Here is a 14,439-nt window from a genome sequence, read left to right as displayed (position 1 = left end):
TTCCGCGCGGCCCCCGCACCCCGCGACCGGGCGGGTGTACGGGAGCCGCCGCCCCCTGACCGTCGCCCCGGCACCGCGTGACCGGCGGGCCGGGCGGTAGCGGTACGGGCGTGGATCCCGCGGCGGGAACCGCAAATCGCCGGTCCGGGCCGGGGGAGCAGTCAAAATGGTGCGGTGTACTACAGCATCCTTGGCACCACCAGCGCCCGGCAGGACGACGGCACCCCGATACCGCTGGGTGGCGCCCGCCTGCGCGCGCTGCTGACCGCGCTGGCCCTCCGGCAGGGGCGGCCCGTCCCGGCCGACCTGCTGGTCGACGAGGTCTGGGGCGCGGACCCGCCGCAGGACGCCTCCGCGGCCCTGCAGACGCTGGTCGGACGGCTGCGCCGGACCGTCGGCCGGGACGAGGTCGGCTCGGGCCCGGCGGGCTACTGGCTGACGGGGGGCGCCACCGACCTCGGCGAGTTCGAGCGGCTGACCGCCGAAGGGCGCAAGGCACTGGACGCCGCCGACCACGGCCTGGCGGCCGAACGGCTGGGCGCCGCGCTGGCACTCTGGCGCGGCCCCGCCCTGGCCGACCTGCCGGACCGGGCCGGCCCCGCGACCCGGCTGGAGGCACAGCGCGAGGACGTCCGGCGGCAGCGGATCCGCGCCGAACTGGCGCTGGGCCGGGCCGCCGGGCTGACCGCCGAACTCGCCGAACTCTGCGAACTGCGCCCCTCGGACGAGCAGGCGCAGGTCCTGCTGATCCGGGCCCTGCGCGACAGCGGCCGCACCGCCGACGCGCTGCGCCAGTTCGACACCGCCCGCCGCGCCCTCGCGGACGAGCTCGGCGCCGACCCGGGCACCGAACTGCGCGCGCTCCACCAGGACCTGCTGCGGCCGGCCGGCTCTCCCGGTCTCCTCCCGGCCCCGCCGCCCGGCCCCCGTCCGCCCGGCCCCCGTCCGGCGGGCAACCTGCTGCCGAGGCTGACCAGTTTCGTCGGCCGGGACACCGACCTCGCCGCGCTGGGCGTCGCGCTGGCGGCCGGCCGGCTGACCACCCTGACCGGTCCGGGCGGCTCCGGGAAGACCAGGCTCTCGATCGAGGCCGGCCGGCTGGCCCAGGCGGCCGGGCACTGGCCGGACGGCGTCTGGCTCGCCGAACTGGCGCCGCTGGACGACCCGGCCGCCGTCCCGGGCGCGCTGCTCTCCGCGCTCGGACTGCGCGAGACCGTCCTGCACACCGCCGGCGCGGTGGCCGAGGCGGTCCGCACCGACGACCCGGTACAGCGGATCGTCGAGCACTGCGCGCACCGCCGGCTGCTGCTGGTGCTGGACAACTGCGAGCACCTGATCCAGGCCGCCGCCGAGCTGACCGACCGGCTGCTCGCCGAGTGCCCGGGGCTGACCGTGCTGGCGACCAGCCGGGAGCCGCTCGGCGTCCCCGGCGAGGTGGTCGTCCCGGTCGAGCCGCTGCCCGGGCCGGCCGCCCTGCGGCTGTTCGCCGAGCGCGGCGCGGCGGCCCGCCCCGGCTTCGACCCGGCCGAGGACCCGGCCGCCGCCGAGATCTGCCGCCGCCTGGACGGCCTGCCGCTGGCCATCGAGCTGGCCGCCGCCCGGCTGCGCGGGCTGACGACCCGGCAGATCGCCGACCGGCTGGACGGCCGGTTCGCCCTGCTCACGGCGGGCTCCCGTACCCTGCTGCCCCGTCAGCAGACCCTGCGCGCGGTGGTCGACTGGAGCTGGGACCTGCTGGGCAAGCGCGAACGCACCGTGCTGCGCAGGCTCGCCGTCTTCGCCGGCGGCTGGACCCTGGAGGCGGCCGAGCAGGTCTGCGCGGACGGTACCGAGGTGCCGCGCGAGGAGGTCGCCGACCTGCTGCTCTCCCTGGTCGACAAGTCCCTGCTGGTCGCCGGGCTCGGCGCCGAACCCCGGTACCGGATGCTGGAGACCATCCACGAGTACGCCGCCGAACGCCTCGCCGAGGCGCCCGGGGACGGCGCCGCGGCCCGGCACCTCAGCTGCTTCCGCGAGCTGGTCCGCACCGCCGAGCCGGGTCTGCACGGCCCCGGACAGCTGCACCTGCTCGCCGTGCTGGAGCGCGAACAGGACAACATCCGGGCCGCGCTGCGCCGCGCGGTGGACGGCGGCGAGGAGCAGGAGGCGCTGGCCGTCGTCCTGGGGATGAGCTGGTTCTGGACGCTGCGCGACTACCACCAGGAGGCGAACGGCTGGTACCGGGCCGTCGCCGCGCTCGGCCCGGACCCGTTCGCCGACGGCGCCCCGGCTCCGGCCCCGCTGCTCACCGGCCCGCTGGACGCGCCGCTCCCGATGCACCCCGACATGCTGGCGGAGGCCCGGCGGCACCTTCGGATCCACCTGCTGGTGGGCATGTTCGACGGGAACCTGGCGATGCTGGGGGACACCGAGGCCGTCCGCCTGGCCGCCGCGGTGGTGCGGACGTACACCCCGGAGCTGCCGCAGTCGTACCGGTTCCCCGTGCTGATGCGGGTGTTCGCGGGCTTCCTGACGGGGGAGACGGACCGGCTGCGCTCGATGCTGGACAAGGCGGTGGCGGGCTGCCGGGTGCACGGCCGCGACGTCGACCTCGCGTTCATCCTGCAGGTCCGGTCCCGGATGCTGAACGACTGGGTCGGCGGGCTGGAGCAGGCCGTCCGGGACAGTGACGAGGCGTTGGCGCTGTTCACCCGGGCCGGCGACCGCTGGGGGATGTCCGAGGCGCTCGCCGCGGGGGCGGAGAGCGCGGCCAAGCGCGGGGAGTACGTGCTCGCGGCGGAGTCCTACCGGCGGGCGATCGACCTCGCCGAGAAGCTGGGCGCCGCGCACGAGGTGCCGATGCTCCAGGTGCGGCTGGGTGAGGCCCTGTTCGAGAGCGATCCGGAGCAGGGCGAGCGGCTGGTCCGCGAGGCGCTGGAGGCCGTCGACCTCGGCACCCACTCCGCCGAGGGCGCGGACCTCTACGGACGGATGGTGCTCTGCACCCTGCACGTCGGACGCGGCGAGTACGCCGAGGCGCTCGGCCAGCTGGACCGGCTGGAGCGGAGCCAGCGGTCGTTCGGGCAGGTGGTGCCGCAGGTCTTCCGCGGGGTCGTGACCTGCATCCGCGGCTGGGCGACGGCGCGCGGCGGCGACCCCGGCCGGGGCGTGGAGCTGGTGGCCGAGGGCCGCCGGCAGATCCGCTCGGCGGACGATTCGGCGTCGGTGTTCGCCGAGCACATGACGGTGATGCTGTTCCTGCCCGCCCTCGGCGTCCTGCTCGCACTCGCCGAGCGGGACGGCGACCTGCGGCCGGCCCGCCGGGCGGCCGTCCTGCTCGGGGCGCACCACGGGCTGCACGGCCAGGTCGGGTCCTACCTGGAGCGGCGCGAGCGCGAGTCGGACGACCGCGCCCTGCGTTCGATGCTCGGCGCGGAGGCCTTCGAACAGGCACTGGCCGAGGGCGGCCGCCTCTCGCTCGCCGAGGCGACCGCCCTGCTGGACGATCCGGGGTCGTTCTGACGCCGCCCGCACCCCTGGTCCGGGCCGGGCGGGCCGGGGGGTGGGCGGGGCTTCAGGTCCGCTTGCGGAACCTCGCCACGGCCAGCGGCGCGGTGACCGAGGTGATCGTCACCGACCAGATCAGCACGATGAGCACCGAGTGGGTCAGCGGCCCGCCGTTGATCAGGTTGCGGCAGGCGTCGGCCAGTGCGGAGAGCGGGTTGTACTTGGTGAAGGCCTGGAGCCAGCCCGGCATGGTGCCGGTCGGCGCGAAGATCGAACTGCCGAACTGCAGCGGCATGATGACCAGCATCGACACCCCCTGGACGGCCTGGACGCTGCGCAGCGACATGCCCAGCAGCATGGAGATCCAGACGATCGACATCCCGAACAGCAGGGACAGCCCGACCGCCGCGAGCAGGTGCAGGGCGTCGGTCCTGACCTGCAGCCCGAGGATCATCGAGAAGCCGATCAGGATGGTGAAGGAGACCAGCCCGCGCACCGTCTCCGCCGCCAGCTTGGAGAGCAGCACGGCGGAGCGTGCGATCGGCAGGGTGCGGAAGCGGTCCATCACCCCGGTCTGGAAGTCGCTGTTCAGGCCGGTCCCGACAGCCATCGCCAGGTTGAGACCGGTGGTGCCGAGCAGGCCCGGGACCATGTACTGGATGTACTCCTGCTGGCTGCCCTTGACGGCGCCGCCGAACACGTAGACGAAGAGCACCGTGAAGACGATCGGGACGAGCAGGGCGTCGAGCATCGACTCCGGGTCGGCCTTGATCCGCATCAGGTTGCGCCGGGTCAGCGCGCCGACGTGGCGCAGGTTGCCGCGCAGGCCGATCCGGGGATCTGCCAGGTGGCCGGGGGCGAGGGTCGCGGCGCTCATGCCACGGCCTCCTTCCGCAGGGTCGGGACGGCGGCGACGCCGGGCTTGGCGGTGATGGCGAGGAAGACCTCGTCCAGGCTGGGCAGTTTGGTGTCGATGCTCGCGATGCCGAAGCCCCGGGTGCCCAGGACGCCGACCACGGCGGTGAGTTCGGCGTCCTCGGTGATCTGCACCGAGAGCAGGCCGGCGTCCTTGGACACGGTGGCGGTGGTGATGCCGGCCTCGCGCAGGCAGCGGGCCATCTCGGGCAGCTCCGCCGGCCGGACCGGCCGGACCTGCACCGTCCGTCCGCCGACCTGCGCCTTCAGCTCCCGGACGCCGCCCTCGGCGATCACCCGGCCCTTGTCGATGACCGTCAGGCTCTGCGCGAGCTGCTCGGCCTCCTCCATGTACTGGGTGGTGAGCAGCACGGTGGCGCCCTCGCCGACCATCCGCTGCACCTCGTCCCAGACCTCGTTGCGGGTGCGCGGGTCGAGGCCGGTGGTGGGCTCGTCCAGGTAGAGCACCTTGGGCCGGCCGATCATGCTGGCGGCCAGGTCGAGCCGGCGCCGCATGCCGCCCGAGTACGTCTTGGCCGGGCGCTTGGCGGCCTCGGTGAGCGAGAAGCGCTCCAGCAGCTCGGCGGCGCGGGCCTTGGCCTCCTTGCCGGAGAGGTCGAGCAGCCGCCCGATCAGGTACAGGTTCTCGTAGCCGGAGAGCAGTTCGTCGACCGAGGCGTACTGGCCGGTGAGGCCGATGGTGCGGCGCAGCTGCTTGGGCTGGCGCAGCACGTCGTACCCGCCGACGAACGCCGTCCCGGCGTCCGGCTTGATCAGTGTGGACAGCACCCGGACGAGGGTGGTCTTCCCGGCGCCGTTCGGGCCGAGCACCCCGAGCACGGTGCCCTGCGGGACGGTGAGGTCGACGCCGTCCAGGGCCTTGGTGTCCCCGTAGTGCTTGACGAGGCCGCGGACCTCGATGGCGTTCCGGGTGGCGCTCCCGGCCGCGTCCGCCGTGCTGAGCGGTCCCCGGTCGTTCGGGGCGGTGGCGATTCGTGTCATGCCCTCAGGCTGCCGGGCGCCGCTGTCGGGCCGCTGTCACCGCCGCCGCGCCGCTGTCGCGCCGGTGTCATCCCGCTGACAGTGCCCGCCGGGCGGCAGGTGAAAGGGCGGCAGGCGAAAGGGCGCGGGGGACGGCGGGGGCCGGAGGGTGTGCTGTGCCGCACCCGCCGTCCCGCGCCGTCCGCCGCGCCCCGGGGCCGTCCTACTTGAAGCTGTGCGCCGCCGCCGGGAAGGCGCCCGCCCCGACCTCGGTCGCGAACTCCCGTGCCGCGTCGCCGAGTACGGCCCGCAGGTTGGCGTACTGCTTGACGAACTTGGGCATGTGCCCGGCCGTCATGCCGGCCATGTCCGTCCAGACCAGCACCTGGGCGTCGGTGCCGGCTCCCGCGCCGATGCCGACGGTCGGGATCGCCAGCTGCTCGGTGACCTGGGTGGCCAGCTCGGCGGGCACCGCCTCCAGGACGACGGAGAAGGCGCCGGACTGCTGGACGGCCTTGGCGTCCCGCAGCAGTTGGTGGGCGGCCTCGTCGCCGCGTCCCTGCACCGGGTACCCGCCGAAGGCGTGCACCGACTGCGGGGTGAGGCCGATGTGGGCCATCACCGGGATGCCGGCCTCGACCAGCAGCTCGATGGTGCGGGCGCTGCGCTCGCCGCCCTCCAGCTTGACCGCGCCGACGCCCGCCTCCTTCATCAGCCGGGCGGCATTGCGCATGGCCTGGGAGGGGGACTCCTGGTACGAGCCGAACGGCATGTCACCGATGACCATGGCGCGCTTGGTGCCACGGACGACGGCTGCGGAGAGCATCACCATCTCGTCCATGGTCACCGGCACGGTGTTCTCGTAGCCGAGGTGGCAGTTGCCGGCCGAGTCGCCGACGAGCAGCACCGGGATGCCGGCCTCGTCGAAGACCCCGCCGGTGAGGGCGTCGTACGCGGTGAGCATCGCCCACCGCTCGCCGCGCTGCTTGGCGGCGGCCAGGTCGCGGACGGTGACGCGGCGGTTGGTCACACCGCCGTAGAGGGTGCTGCCCTGCTGGGCGGAGGGGCGCTCCGGCGTCTGGGCAGGCGAAAGCGGAGAAGCGTTCATCGAACAGGCTCCTGAAGGGTTGTCGTCTCGTGGCGCCGTACGGCGTCCCCGGATCTCCTCCATGCTTGCACGCGCGCGGCCACGCGCAAAGAGCCGGGTACGGGTAGATCGTCCACCCGTGTCCTTTGCCCCGACTTTACGATACGATACCGACTCGTATCGAAATCGGGGCTACCCTGGAGCCCAAGGGGTTACGAGACGCATTCGGCTCGTAAGTCCGCGCACACACGTACGGACGGGAACACAGCACATGGCCACCCACACCGCGCCCGGCGCGCCCGCACCCTCCCGGATACCCGAGGCGGTCCACCGCCGCCGCTGGGCGATCCTGGGCACCCTGATCCTCGCCCTGCTCGTCGTCGTCCTCGACAACTCGATCCTCAACGTCGCGATGAAGACCATCGCCTCCCCCGCCCCCACCGGGCTCGGCGCCAGCCAGAGCGACCTCGAATGGGCGATCAACTCCTACACCCTGGTCTTCGCGGGCCTGCTCTTCACCGCCGGCCTGCTCGGCGACCGGATCGGCCGCAAGTGGACGCTGCTGGGCGGCATGGTGGTCTTCGGCCTCGGCTCGCTGCTCTCCGCGATGGCCTCCTCGCCCGGTGAACTGATCACCTTCCGCGCGGTGATGGGCCTCGGCGGCGCGTTCGTGATGCCCGCCACGCTGGCCATCATCATGAACGTCTTCGAACGCCACGAGCAGCCCAAGGCGATCGGCATCTGGGCCGGCGCGGTGGGCCTGGCGATCGCGATCGGCCCGATCACCGGCGGCGTGCTGATCGAGCACTTCTGGTGGGGCTCGGTCTTCCTGGTCAACGTCCCGATCGTGATCGTCGCGCTGGTCGCGATGACCCTGCTCGTCCCGGACTCCAAGGACCCGAAGCCCGGCAAGCTGGACCCGGTCGGCGTGCTGCTCTCGATCATCGGCCTGGTGGCACTGATCTACGGCATCATCAAGGGCGGCGAGCTGGCCGACTTCACCAGCGTCTCGGCCTGGGGCCCGGTGCTCGGCGGCGTGCTGGCGCTCACCCTGTTCGTCCTGCACGAGCGGCGCACCGACCACCCGGCGCTGGACGTCACCTGGTTCCGGAACAAGCAGTTCAGCGGTTCCGTCGCCGTGGTCGGCCTGGTCTTCTTCGCGCTGATGGGCGTCTCGTTCTTCGGCGTCTTCTACACCCAGAGCGTGCGCGGCTACAGCGCCCTGCAGGCCGGCGTGCTGATGCTGCCGCTCGCCGCCGCCCAGCTGGTCTTCGCCCCCCGGGCCCGGCTGGTGGTCGACCGCTTCGGCGTCCGCGCCACCTGCGCCGGCGGCATGGCCCTGATCTCGGTGGCCTTCCTCGGCTACCTGCTGCTCGGGGTGCACACCTCGATCTGGCTGCTGGTCGCGATCGGCTTCCTGATGGGCACCGGCATGGCCCACGTGATGCCCCCGGTCACCGTCGCGATCATGGGCTCGCTGCCCCGCGAGAAGGCGGGCGCCGGGTCCGCGATCAACAACACCTTCCGTCAGGTCGGCGGCTCGCTCGGGGTCGCGGTGCTCGGCGCGGTGCTCTCCAGCGTCTACCGCAACGGCGTCTCCGGTCAGCTCGCCCAGCTGCCGGCCGCCCTGCGGGACAAGGCGGGGGAGTCCCTGGAGGCCACCCTCGCCATCGCCGGCGGCACCCACCGGGACGGCCTGGTCGACCCCGCCAAGGAGGCCTTCGTCCACGCCATGCACGTGGTGGCCGGACTCTCCGCCGGGCTGGCCGCGGTCGGCGTCCTGCTGGCCGTGCTGCTGCTCCCCGGCCGGGTCGCCCAGCCGGCGCCCGCACCCGGTGCCGCCGACCGGCCGGCCGCCGAACCGCAGCCCGCCGAGGCCTGAGGACGGCGGGAACGTGCAGCTGACAGGCTCGGCCGCCGGGCGGCCCGGGAGGCCGCCCGGCGGGCCGCCCGAGCGCCGGGCCGCCGGGCCGCGCCGCCCGGCCGCGTCGGCCGCCGTGGAGAATGGGGCCATGCAGACCGAGATCCCGGCTCCGGTGGCCACCGCCGACCGCGACTGCCGACTGTCCGGGCAGCCCGGGGCTCCCCGGCGGGGCCGCCCCCGCAGCGAGGCCGCCGAACAGGCGATCTTCGCGGCCGTCGAGCAGCTGATGGCGGACGGCGCCGCGCTCAGCAGCCTCTCGATCGAGGGGATCGCCGCCGCCGCCGGGGTCGGCAAGGCCACCATCTACCGGCGCTGGCCGAACAAGGAGGCGCTGCTCGTCGACCTGGTCGCCCGGCTCGACGCACTCGAACCCCAGGTCCCCGGCGCCGACGTCCGCGCGGACCTGATCGCGATGGTCGAGTCGATGCGCCGGCGCGGGCTGGCCAAGCGCTCGCGCTGGGTGCTGAAGGCGGCGCTCGGCCAGATGAGCGCCTGGCCGGAGCTGAAGGCGGCCTACCAGGAGCAGGTGATCAAGCCGCGCCGCGAGCGGGCCCGCGAACTCGTCCGGCGCGGCGTCGCCGAGGGGCTGCTCCGTTCCGACCTCGACCTGGAGCTGCTGGTGGAGGTGGTGCTCGGCCCGATCCTGGTCCGCACCGTCCTGTGGGACGACACCGCCCTGGACGACCCCGACCTCGCCGAGCGGATGGTCGACGCGGTGCTGCTCGGGGTCGGCACGGCCCCGCCCGGTGGTGAATCTCACTGATCGGGGGCGCGTCGCAACCCCGCCGCGGCCCGGCCGCGTCTGTCCCGTCATAGGCTGAGCCGAGAATCCGACTAAACCGGGATCGGTCAGGTGAAGCGGGACAGTTCGGAGGATCGCGGGATGACGCAGACGGACAGGACAGTCGTACCGGAGGACAGCTCCGATCCGGCCGGCCGCCCGGCCCGCCCGTCCACCCCGGCCCGGGCCGACTGGCGGGACTGGCGGCGCGGCTGGATCCTCGCGGTGCTCGCGGTGCTGGTCGCCCTGCTGCTCGGCCTGCACGCCTCGCTGCCCAACGAGTTCGGCAACCTGGGCAGCCTGCTGGAGACCTTCCTGCCGTGGTTCGGCCTGGCCGTCCCGGTCCTGCTGCTGCTCGCGCTGCTGCGCCGCTCGGCCACCGCGCTCTCGGCGGTGCTGCTGCCCGCGATCGTCTGGCTCAACCTGTTCGGCGGGCTGCTCACCGACAAGAGCACCGGCAAGGGCGACTTCACCGTCCTCACCCACAACGTGGCCGCCGACAACGCCGATCCGGCCGGCACCGTGCGGCTGCTGAACGGCTCCGGCGCGCAGATCGTCGCCCTGGAGGAGCTCGCCGGCGCGGCCCTCCCCGCCTACACCAAGGGCCTGGCCGCGACGTACCCGTACCACGCGGTCGAGGGCACCGTCGGCCTCTGGTCGAAGTACCCGCTCGCCGACGTCTCGGTGGTGGACATCAGGATCGGCTGGACCCGGGCCTTCCGCGCCACCGTCACCACCCCCGAGGGCCCGCTCGCCGTGTACGTGGCGCACCTGCCGTCCGTCCGGGTGAAGTTCGACGCGGGCTTCACGGCCGGCCAGCGCGACGTCAGCGCCCAGGCCCTCGGCAACGCCATCCAGGCCGAGCCGCTGAAGAAGGTCCTCCTGCTCGGCGACCTCAACGGCACCGTCAACGACCGCAGCCTGGCCCCGGTCACCTCCCAGCTCCGCTCCGCCCAGGGCGCGGCGGGCGACGGCTTCGGCTTCAGCTGGCCGGCCGCCTTCCCGATGGCGCGGATCGACCAGATCCTCAGCAAGGGCGGCCTCCGGCCCACCGACTCCTGGGTCCTCCCGCGCGACGGCAGCGACCACCTCGCCGTCGCGGCGGCGTACCGCTACTGACGGTGGGGCAGACTGGCCGGGTGATGGACCACCGAGACGTCGACCGAGCCGTGGCCGAGCTGCTGCGGGTGCTCGGCCCGCACACGGGCCTGGACTGGCGGGCCCGCGCGGGATCGCTGGAGTGGAGCTGCCTGGACACCGCCGTCCACGTCGCCCACGACCTGCTCGCCTACGCCGGGCAGTTGGCGGCCCGCCCGTCCGTCGCGTACCTGCCCTTCGACCTCACCGTCGACGCCGGAGCCCCGCCGAGTGACGTCCTCCAGGTGGTCGCCGCCTGCGGCGGACTGCTGAGCAGCGCCCTCGCCACTGCCGACCCCGCCACCCGCGCCTGGCACTACGGCCCCTGCGACCCGTCCGGCTTCGCCGCGATGGGCGTCGCCGAGACCCTCCTCCACACCTACGACATCAGCCAGGGCCTCGGCCTCCCCTGGCTACCGCCCGAGCCGCTCTGCGCGGCGGTGCTGCAACGGCTCCTTCCCGACGCCCCGCCGGGCGACCCGGCCGACGTCCTGCTCTGGTGCACCGGCCGGGCCGAACTGAACGGCCGCCCCCGCCCCGCCTCCTGGGTGTGGCGGGCCGCCGTCTCCTGAAACCGTCGGGCTCCAGGGAGTCCGGCCGTCCATGTTCAGCCCCGGCGCCAGGCGTTGGTGACGGGGAGGCGGCGGTCGCGCCCGAAGCCCTTGGCGGAGATCTTCGGGCCCGGCGGGTACTGGCGGCGCTTGTACTCGGCGCCGTCGACCAGGCGGACGACGCGGTCCACCACGGCCGGGTCGAAGCCCGCGGCGACGATCGCGTCGCGGCCCTGGTCGCCCTCGACGTAGCGGTCGAGGATGCTGTCCAGCAGGTCGTAGTCGGGCAGCGAGTCGGTGTCCACCTGGCCCGGCCGCAGCTCGGCGGACGGCGGCTTGGTGAGGGTGTTCGCCGGGATCGGCGGAGCCTCCCCGCGCTCGGCGGCGGCCTCGTTGCGCCAGCGCGCCAGCCGGAAGACCAGTGACTTGTAGACGTCCTTGATGGGCCCGTAGGCGCCCACCGAGTCGCCGTACAGCGTGGAGTAGCCGACCGCCAGCTCGCTCTTGTTGCCCGGGGCGAGCACGAGGTGCCCCTCCTGGTTGGAGATCGCCATCAGCAGCGTGCCGCGCAGCCGGGACTGCAGGTTCTCCTCGGCCAGGCCGCTCAGCCCGAGCGCGCCCACGTACGCGTCGAACATCGGCGCGATCGACACCGTACGGAAGTGCAGACCGGTGCGGCGGGCCAGTTCGGCGGCGTCGTCGCGCGAGTGCTGCGAGGAGTACCGGCTCGGCATCGAGACGCAGTGCACGTTCCCCGCGCCGACCGCGTCCACCGCGACGGCGGCGACCAGCGCGGAGTCGATCCCGCCGGAGAGGCCGATCAGCACCGACTCGAAGCCGTTCTTGCGGACGTACGCCCGGGTGCCCTCGACCAGCGCCCGGTAGATCTCCGCCTCGTCGCCCAGCCGGGGTGCGACACCGGCCGTCAGGGGTTCGCGGGGGCCGGCGAGCGGTGCGCCGCCCAGGTCGGTGCGGGCCAGGCGCAGCCCGTCGGCGAGCAGCAGGCCGTCCGTGTGGTCGGCGGTCGCGGCGGGCAGCTCCAGGTCGAGCACCAGCAGGCTCTGCTCGAACTGCGGGGCCCGCGCGAGCACCTCCCCGGCGGGGGAGACCACCAGCGAGTCGCCGTCGAAGACCAGCTCGTCCTGCGCGCCGACCATGTTCAGGTACGCGAGCGTGCAGCCGGCCTCGGCGGCCCGGCGTCGCACCAGCTCCAGCCGGGTGTCGCCCTTCTCGCGCTCGTACGGCGAGCCGTTGACCACCAGCAGCAGTCCGGCCCCGGCCTCGCGGGTGGCGCTGACCCGGCCGCCGTCCTGCCAGATGTCCTCGCAGATCGCCAGCGCCACGTCGACGCCGTGCAGCCGGACCACGGCGAGCGTGTCGCCGGGGACGAAGTGGCGGTACTCGTCGAAGACGCCGTAGTTGGGCAGGTGGTGCTTGGCGAACCGGGTGACCACCTCGCCCCGGTGCAGCACGGCGGCGCAGTTCTGCGGGGAGCCGGCCGGGCGGCCCAACCCGGAGGGCTCTCCGCCGGTCCGGCGGCCGGGAGCGGTACCCGGCTCGGAGCGGCCGAGGTAGCCGACCACGACCGGCAGCTCGCCCAGGCCCTCGGCGGCCAGCCGGCCGGCCAGCTCCACCAGGGCGGTCCGGCTGGCCTCGACGAAGGAGCCGCGCAGCGCGAGGTCCTCGACCGGGTAGCCGGTCAGGACCATCTCGGGGAAGGCCACCAGCTGCGCACCGGCCTCGGCGGCCCGTCCGGTCCAGCGCACCACCTCCGCGCAGTTGTGCGCGAGGTCGCCGACGGTGGGGTCGATCTGGCTCAGGGCGAGGCGGAGACTGGGCATGGCCCGAGTCTAATCGTCTAACTGACGTTATGTCTCTGCCGGGTCTCCGCCGGGACTCCGTCAAGATCTCTGCCGGGACTCTGCCGCGATCTCCGTCGGGGGCGGGACGGGTGCGCTCCGGGAGGTCCGGGGCAGTTCGGGTGTCGGCAAGCAGCGGAAGATCAGCCATGATGGGAGCAGTCGCCTTCGGGCCGCTTCCGGAGCGCATCCGACCGGCCTGTGAGCCGCTCCCGGGCGTAACACGAACGTAAAGAGCAGAGGTGAGACTGTCCCCATGGGCAAGCAGCAGGAGTTCGTGCTTCGCACGCTGGAAGAGCGTGACATTCGGTTCGTCCGGTTGTGGTTCACCGACGTGCTCGGGTTCCTCAAGTCGGTGGCGGTAGCCCCGGCCGAGTTGGAGCAGGCCTTCGAGGAGGGCATCGGCTTCGACGGCTCGGCGATCGAGGGGTTCGCCCGGGTGTACGAGTCCGACATGATCGCCCGGCCCGACCCGACCACGTTCCAGATACTGCCCTGGCGCTCGGAGACGCCGGGCACCGCGCGGATGTTCTGCGACATCCTGATGCCGGACGGCTCACCCTCGTACGCCGACCCGCGCTACGTGCTCAAGCGCACCCTGGAGAAGGCCTCCTCGCTCGGCTTCACCTTCTACACCCACCCGGAGATCGAGTTCTTCCTGCTGAAGAACCTCCCGGGCGACGGCACCCCGCCGATCCCGGCGGACCAGTCCGGCTATTTCGACCACACCCCGCGCGGGGTGGGCCACGACTTCCGCCGTCAGGCCATCACCATGCTGGAGTCGATGGGCATCTCGGTGGAGTTCTCCCACCACGAGGGCGCGCCGGGCCAGCAGGAGATCGACCTGCGCTACGCCGACGCGCTCTCCACCGCCGACAACATCATGACCTTCCGCCTGGTCATGAAGGAGGTCGCGCTGGAGCAGGGCGTGCACGCCAGCTTCATGCCGAAGCCGTTCTCCCAGCACCCGGGCTCGGGCATGCACACCCACCTCTCGCTGTTCGAGGGCGACCGCAACGCCTTCCACGAGTCCGGCGCGGAGTACCAGCTCTCCAAGACCGGCCGCTCCTTCATCGCCGGCCTGCTGCGGCACGCCGCCGAGACGGCCGCCGTCACCAACCAGTGGGTCAACTCCTACAAGCGGATCTGGGGCGGCTCGCAGCGCACCGCCGGCGCGGGCGGCGAGGCCCCCTCGTACATCTGCTGGGGCCACAACAACCGTTCGGCCCTGATCCGCGTCCCGATGTACAAGCCGGGCAAGCAGGGCTCCACCCGCGTCGAGGTCCGCTCCCTGGACACCGGCTGCAACCCCTACCTCGCCTACGCCGTCACCCTCGCCGCCGGCCTCAAGGGCATCGAGGAGGGCTACGAGCTCCCCCCGGGCGCCGACGACGACGTCTGGGCCCTCACCGACGCCGAACGCCGCGCCATGGGCATCCAGCCGATGCCGCAGAACCTCGGCGAGGCCATCGACCTGATGCAGCGCAGCGAGCTCGTCGCGGAGACCCTCGGCGAGCACGTCTTCGACTTCTTCCTGCGCAACAAGCGCCAGGAGTGGGAGGAGTACCGCTCCGAGGTCACCCCGTTCGAGCTGCGGAAGAACCTCCAGGTGCTGTAACCGCTGGTCAGCGGGTTTCCGCCGTACGACGAACGGGCCCGGTCCGGCGACTCACCGTCGCCGGACCGGGCCCGTTCCCGTCACTCCGGGCCGCCTGTGG

Annotated in this window: 10 protein-coding genes; 6 read left to right on the top strand and 4 right to left on the bottom strand. The window is 73.4% G+C overall.

Annotated features, from left to right (window positions below; translation table 11 throughout):
• Nucleotides 1-174: 174 nt before the first annotated feature.
• Nucleotides 175-3,501, top strand: coding sequence for an ATP-binding protein (locus tag ABD330_RS16125; protein WP_344465446.1), 3,327 nt, complete (start codon nucleotides 175-177; stop codon nucleotides 3,499-3,501).
• A 52-nt stretch (nucleotides 3,502-3,553) separates the two neighbouring features.
• On the opposite strand, the gene ABD330_RS16120 is transcribed toward ABD330_RS16125, so the two are convergent.
• The 3 genes from ABD330_RS16120 to panB form a co-directional block, all read right to left on the bottom strand.
• Entirely contained in the window at nucleotides 3,554-4,363 is an 810-nt protein-coding gene (locus ABD330_RS16120; protein WP_344465444.1) for an ABC transporter permease, read from the bottom strand.
• Nucleotides 4,360-5,403 (bottom strand): ATP-binding cassette domain-containing protein, encoded by a 1,044-nt coding sequence (locus tag ABD330_RS16115; RefSeq protein ID WP_344465442.1) that lies wholly within the window; start codon nucleotides 5,401-5,403, stop codon nucleotides 4,360-4,362. Before ABD330_RS16115 ends, ABD330_RS16120 begins: the two co-directional genes overlap by 4 nt.
• 202 nt (nucleotides 5,404-5,605) lie before the next feature.
• Nucleotides 5,606-6,490, bottom strand: a complete 885-nt coding sequence (gene panB / locus ABD330_RS16110; protein ID WP_344465440.1) for a 3-methyl-2-oxobutanoate hydroxymethyltransferase — start codon at nucleotides 6,488-6,490, stop codon at nucleotides 5,606-5,608.
• A gap of 250 nt (nucleotides 6,491-6,740) precedes the next feature.
• Here panB and ABD330_RS16105 point away from each other — a divergent pair, with 250 nt between their 5' ends.
• The 4 genes from ABD330_RS16105 (at nucleotide 6,741) to ABD330_RS16090 (ending at nucleotide 10,883) form a co-directional block, all read left to right on the top strand.
• Nucleotides 6,741-8,351 (top strand): MFS transporter, encoded by a 1,611-nt coding sequence (locus ABD330_RS16105; protein WP_344465438.1) that lies wholly within the window; start codon nucleotides 6,741-6,743, stop codon nucleotides 8,349-8,351.
• Nucleotides 8,352-8,481: 130 nt separating this feature from the next.
• Nucleotides 8,482-9,156 carry a TetR/AcrR family transcriptional regulator gene (locus tag ABD330_RS16100; protein WP_344465436.1) on the top strand — a complete coding sequence of 225 codons (675 nt, stop codon included), beginning with the start codon at nucleotides 8,482-8,484 and terminating at the stop codon, nucleotides 9,154-9,156.
• A gap of 120 nt (nucleotides 9,157-9,276) precedes the next feature.
• On the top strand, nucleotides 9,277-10,293 hold the full coding sequence (locus ABD330_RS16095; protein WP_344465434.1) for an endonuclease/exonuclease/phosphatase family protein: 1,017 nt from the start codon (nucleotides 9,277-9,279) through the stop codon (nucleotides 10,291-10,293).
• Nucleotides 10,294-10,316: 23 nt separating this feature from the next.
• A complete protein-coding gene (locus ABD330_RS16090) occupies nucleotides 10,317-10,883 on the top strand; it encodes a maleylpyruvate isomerase N-terminal domain-containing protein (protein WP_344465559.1) in 567 nt (188 codons plus the stop codon).
• Nucleotides 10,884-10,918: 35 nt separating this feature from the next.
• Here ABD330_RS16090 and ABD330_RS16085 read toward each other — a convergent pair whose 3' ends face one another.
• Nucleotides 10,919-12,703, bottom strand: coding sequence for an NAD+ synthase (locus tag ABD330_RS16085; protein WP_344465432.1), 1,785 nt, complete (start codon nucleotides 12,701-12,703; stop codon nucleotides 10,919-10,921).
• A 274-nt stretch (nucleotides 12,704-12,977) separates the two neighbouring features.
• Here ABD330_RS16085 and glnA point away from each other — a divergent pair, with 274 nt between their 5' ends.
• A complete protein-coding gene (gene glnA, locus ABD330_RS16080; RefSeq protein WP_344465430.1) occupies nucleotides 12,978-14,339 on the top strand; it encodes a type I glutamate--ammonia ligase in 1,362 nt (453 codons plus the stop codon).
• Nucleotides 14,340-14,439: the final 100 nt, after the last annotated feature.

The organism is Kitasatospora kazusensis (assembly GCF_039529945.1).
GTDB classification, from domain to species: Bacteria; Actinomycetota; Actinomycetes; order Streptomycetales; family Streptomycetaceae; genus Kitasatospora; species Kitasatospora kazusensis.
Note: the sequence above shows the minus strand (reverse complement) of the source record. Positions and strands in the feature narration are given on the sequence as shown.

What these genes read in the sequence shown, in the direction of transcription:
- ABD330_RS16120 (WP_344465444.1), bottom strand. Translation starts at nt 4,363, where the DNA reads ATGAGCGCCGCGACCCTCGCCCCCGGCCACCTGGCAGATCCCCGGATC.
- ABD330_RS16090 (WP_344465559.1), top strand. Translation starts at nt 10,317, where the DNA reads ATGGACCACCGAGACGTCGACCGAGCCGTGGCCGAGCTGCTGCGGGTG.
- ABD330_RS16115 (WP_344465442.1), bottom strand. Translation starts at nt 5,403, where the DNA reads ATGACACGAATCGCCACCGCCCCGAACGACCGGGGACCGCTCAGCACG.
- ABD330_RS16105 (WP_344465438.1), top strand. Translation starts at nt 6,741, where the DNA reads ATGGCCACCCACACCGCGCCCGGCGCGCCCGCACCCTCCCGGATACCC.
- ABD330_RS16095 (WP_344465434.1), top strand. Translation starts at nt 9,277, where the DNA reads ATGACGCAGACGGACAGGACAGTCGTACCGGAGGACAGCTCCGATCCG.
- ABD330_RS16100 (WP_344465436.1), top strand. Translation starts at nt 8,482, where the DNA reads ATGCAGACCGAGATCCCGGCTCCGGTGGCCACCGCCGACCGCGACTGC.
- panB (WP_344465440.1), bottom strand. Translation starts at nt 6,490, where the DNA reads ATGAACGCTTCTCCGCTTTCGCCTGCCCAGACGCCGGAGCGCCCCTCC.
- glnA (WP_344465430.1), top strand. Translation starts at nt 12,978, where the DNA reads ATGGGCAAGCAGCAGGAGTTCGTGCTTCGCACGCTGGAAGAGCGTGAC.
- ABD330_RS16085 (WP_344465432.1), bottom strand. Translation starts at nt 12,703, where the DNA reads ATGCCCAGTCTCCGCCTCGCCCTGAGCCAGATCGACCCCACCGTCGGC.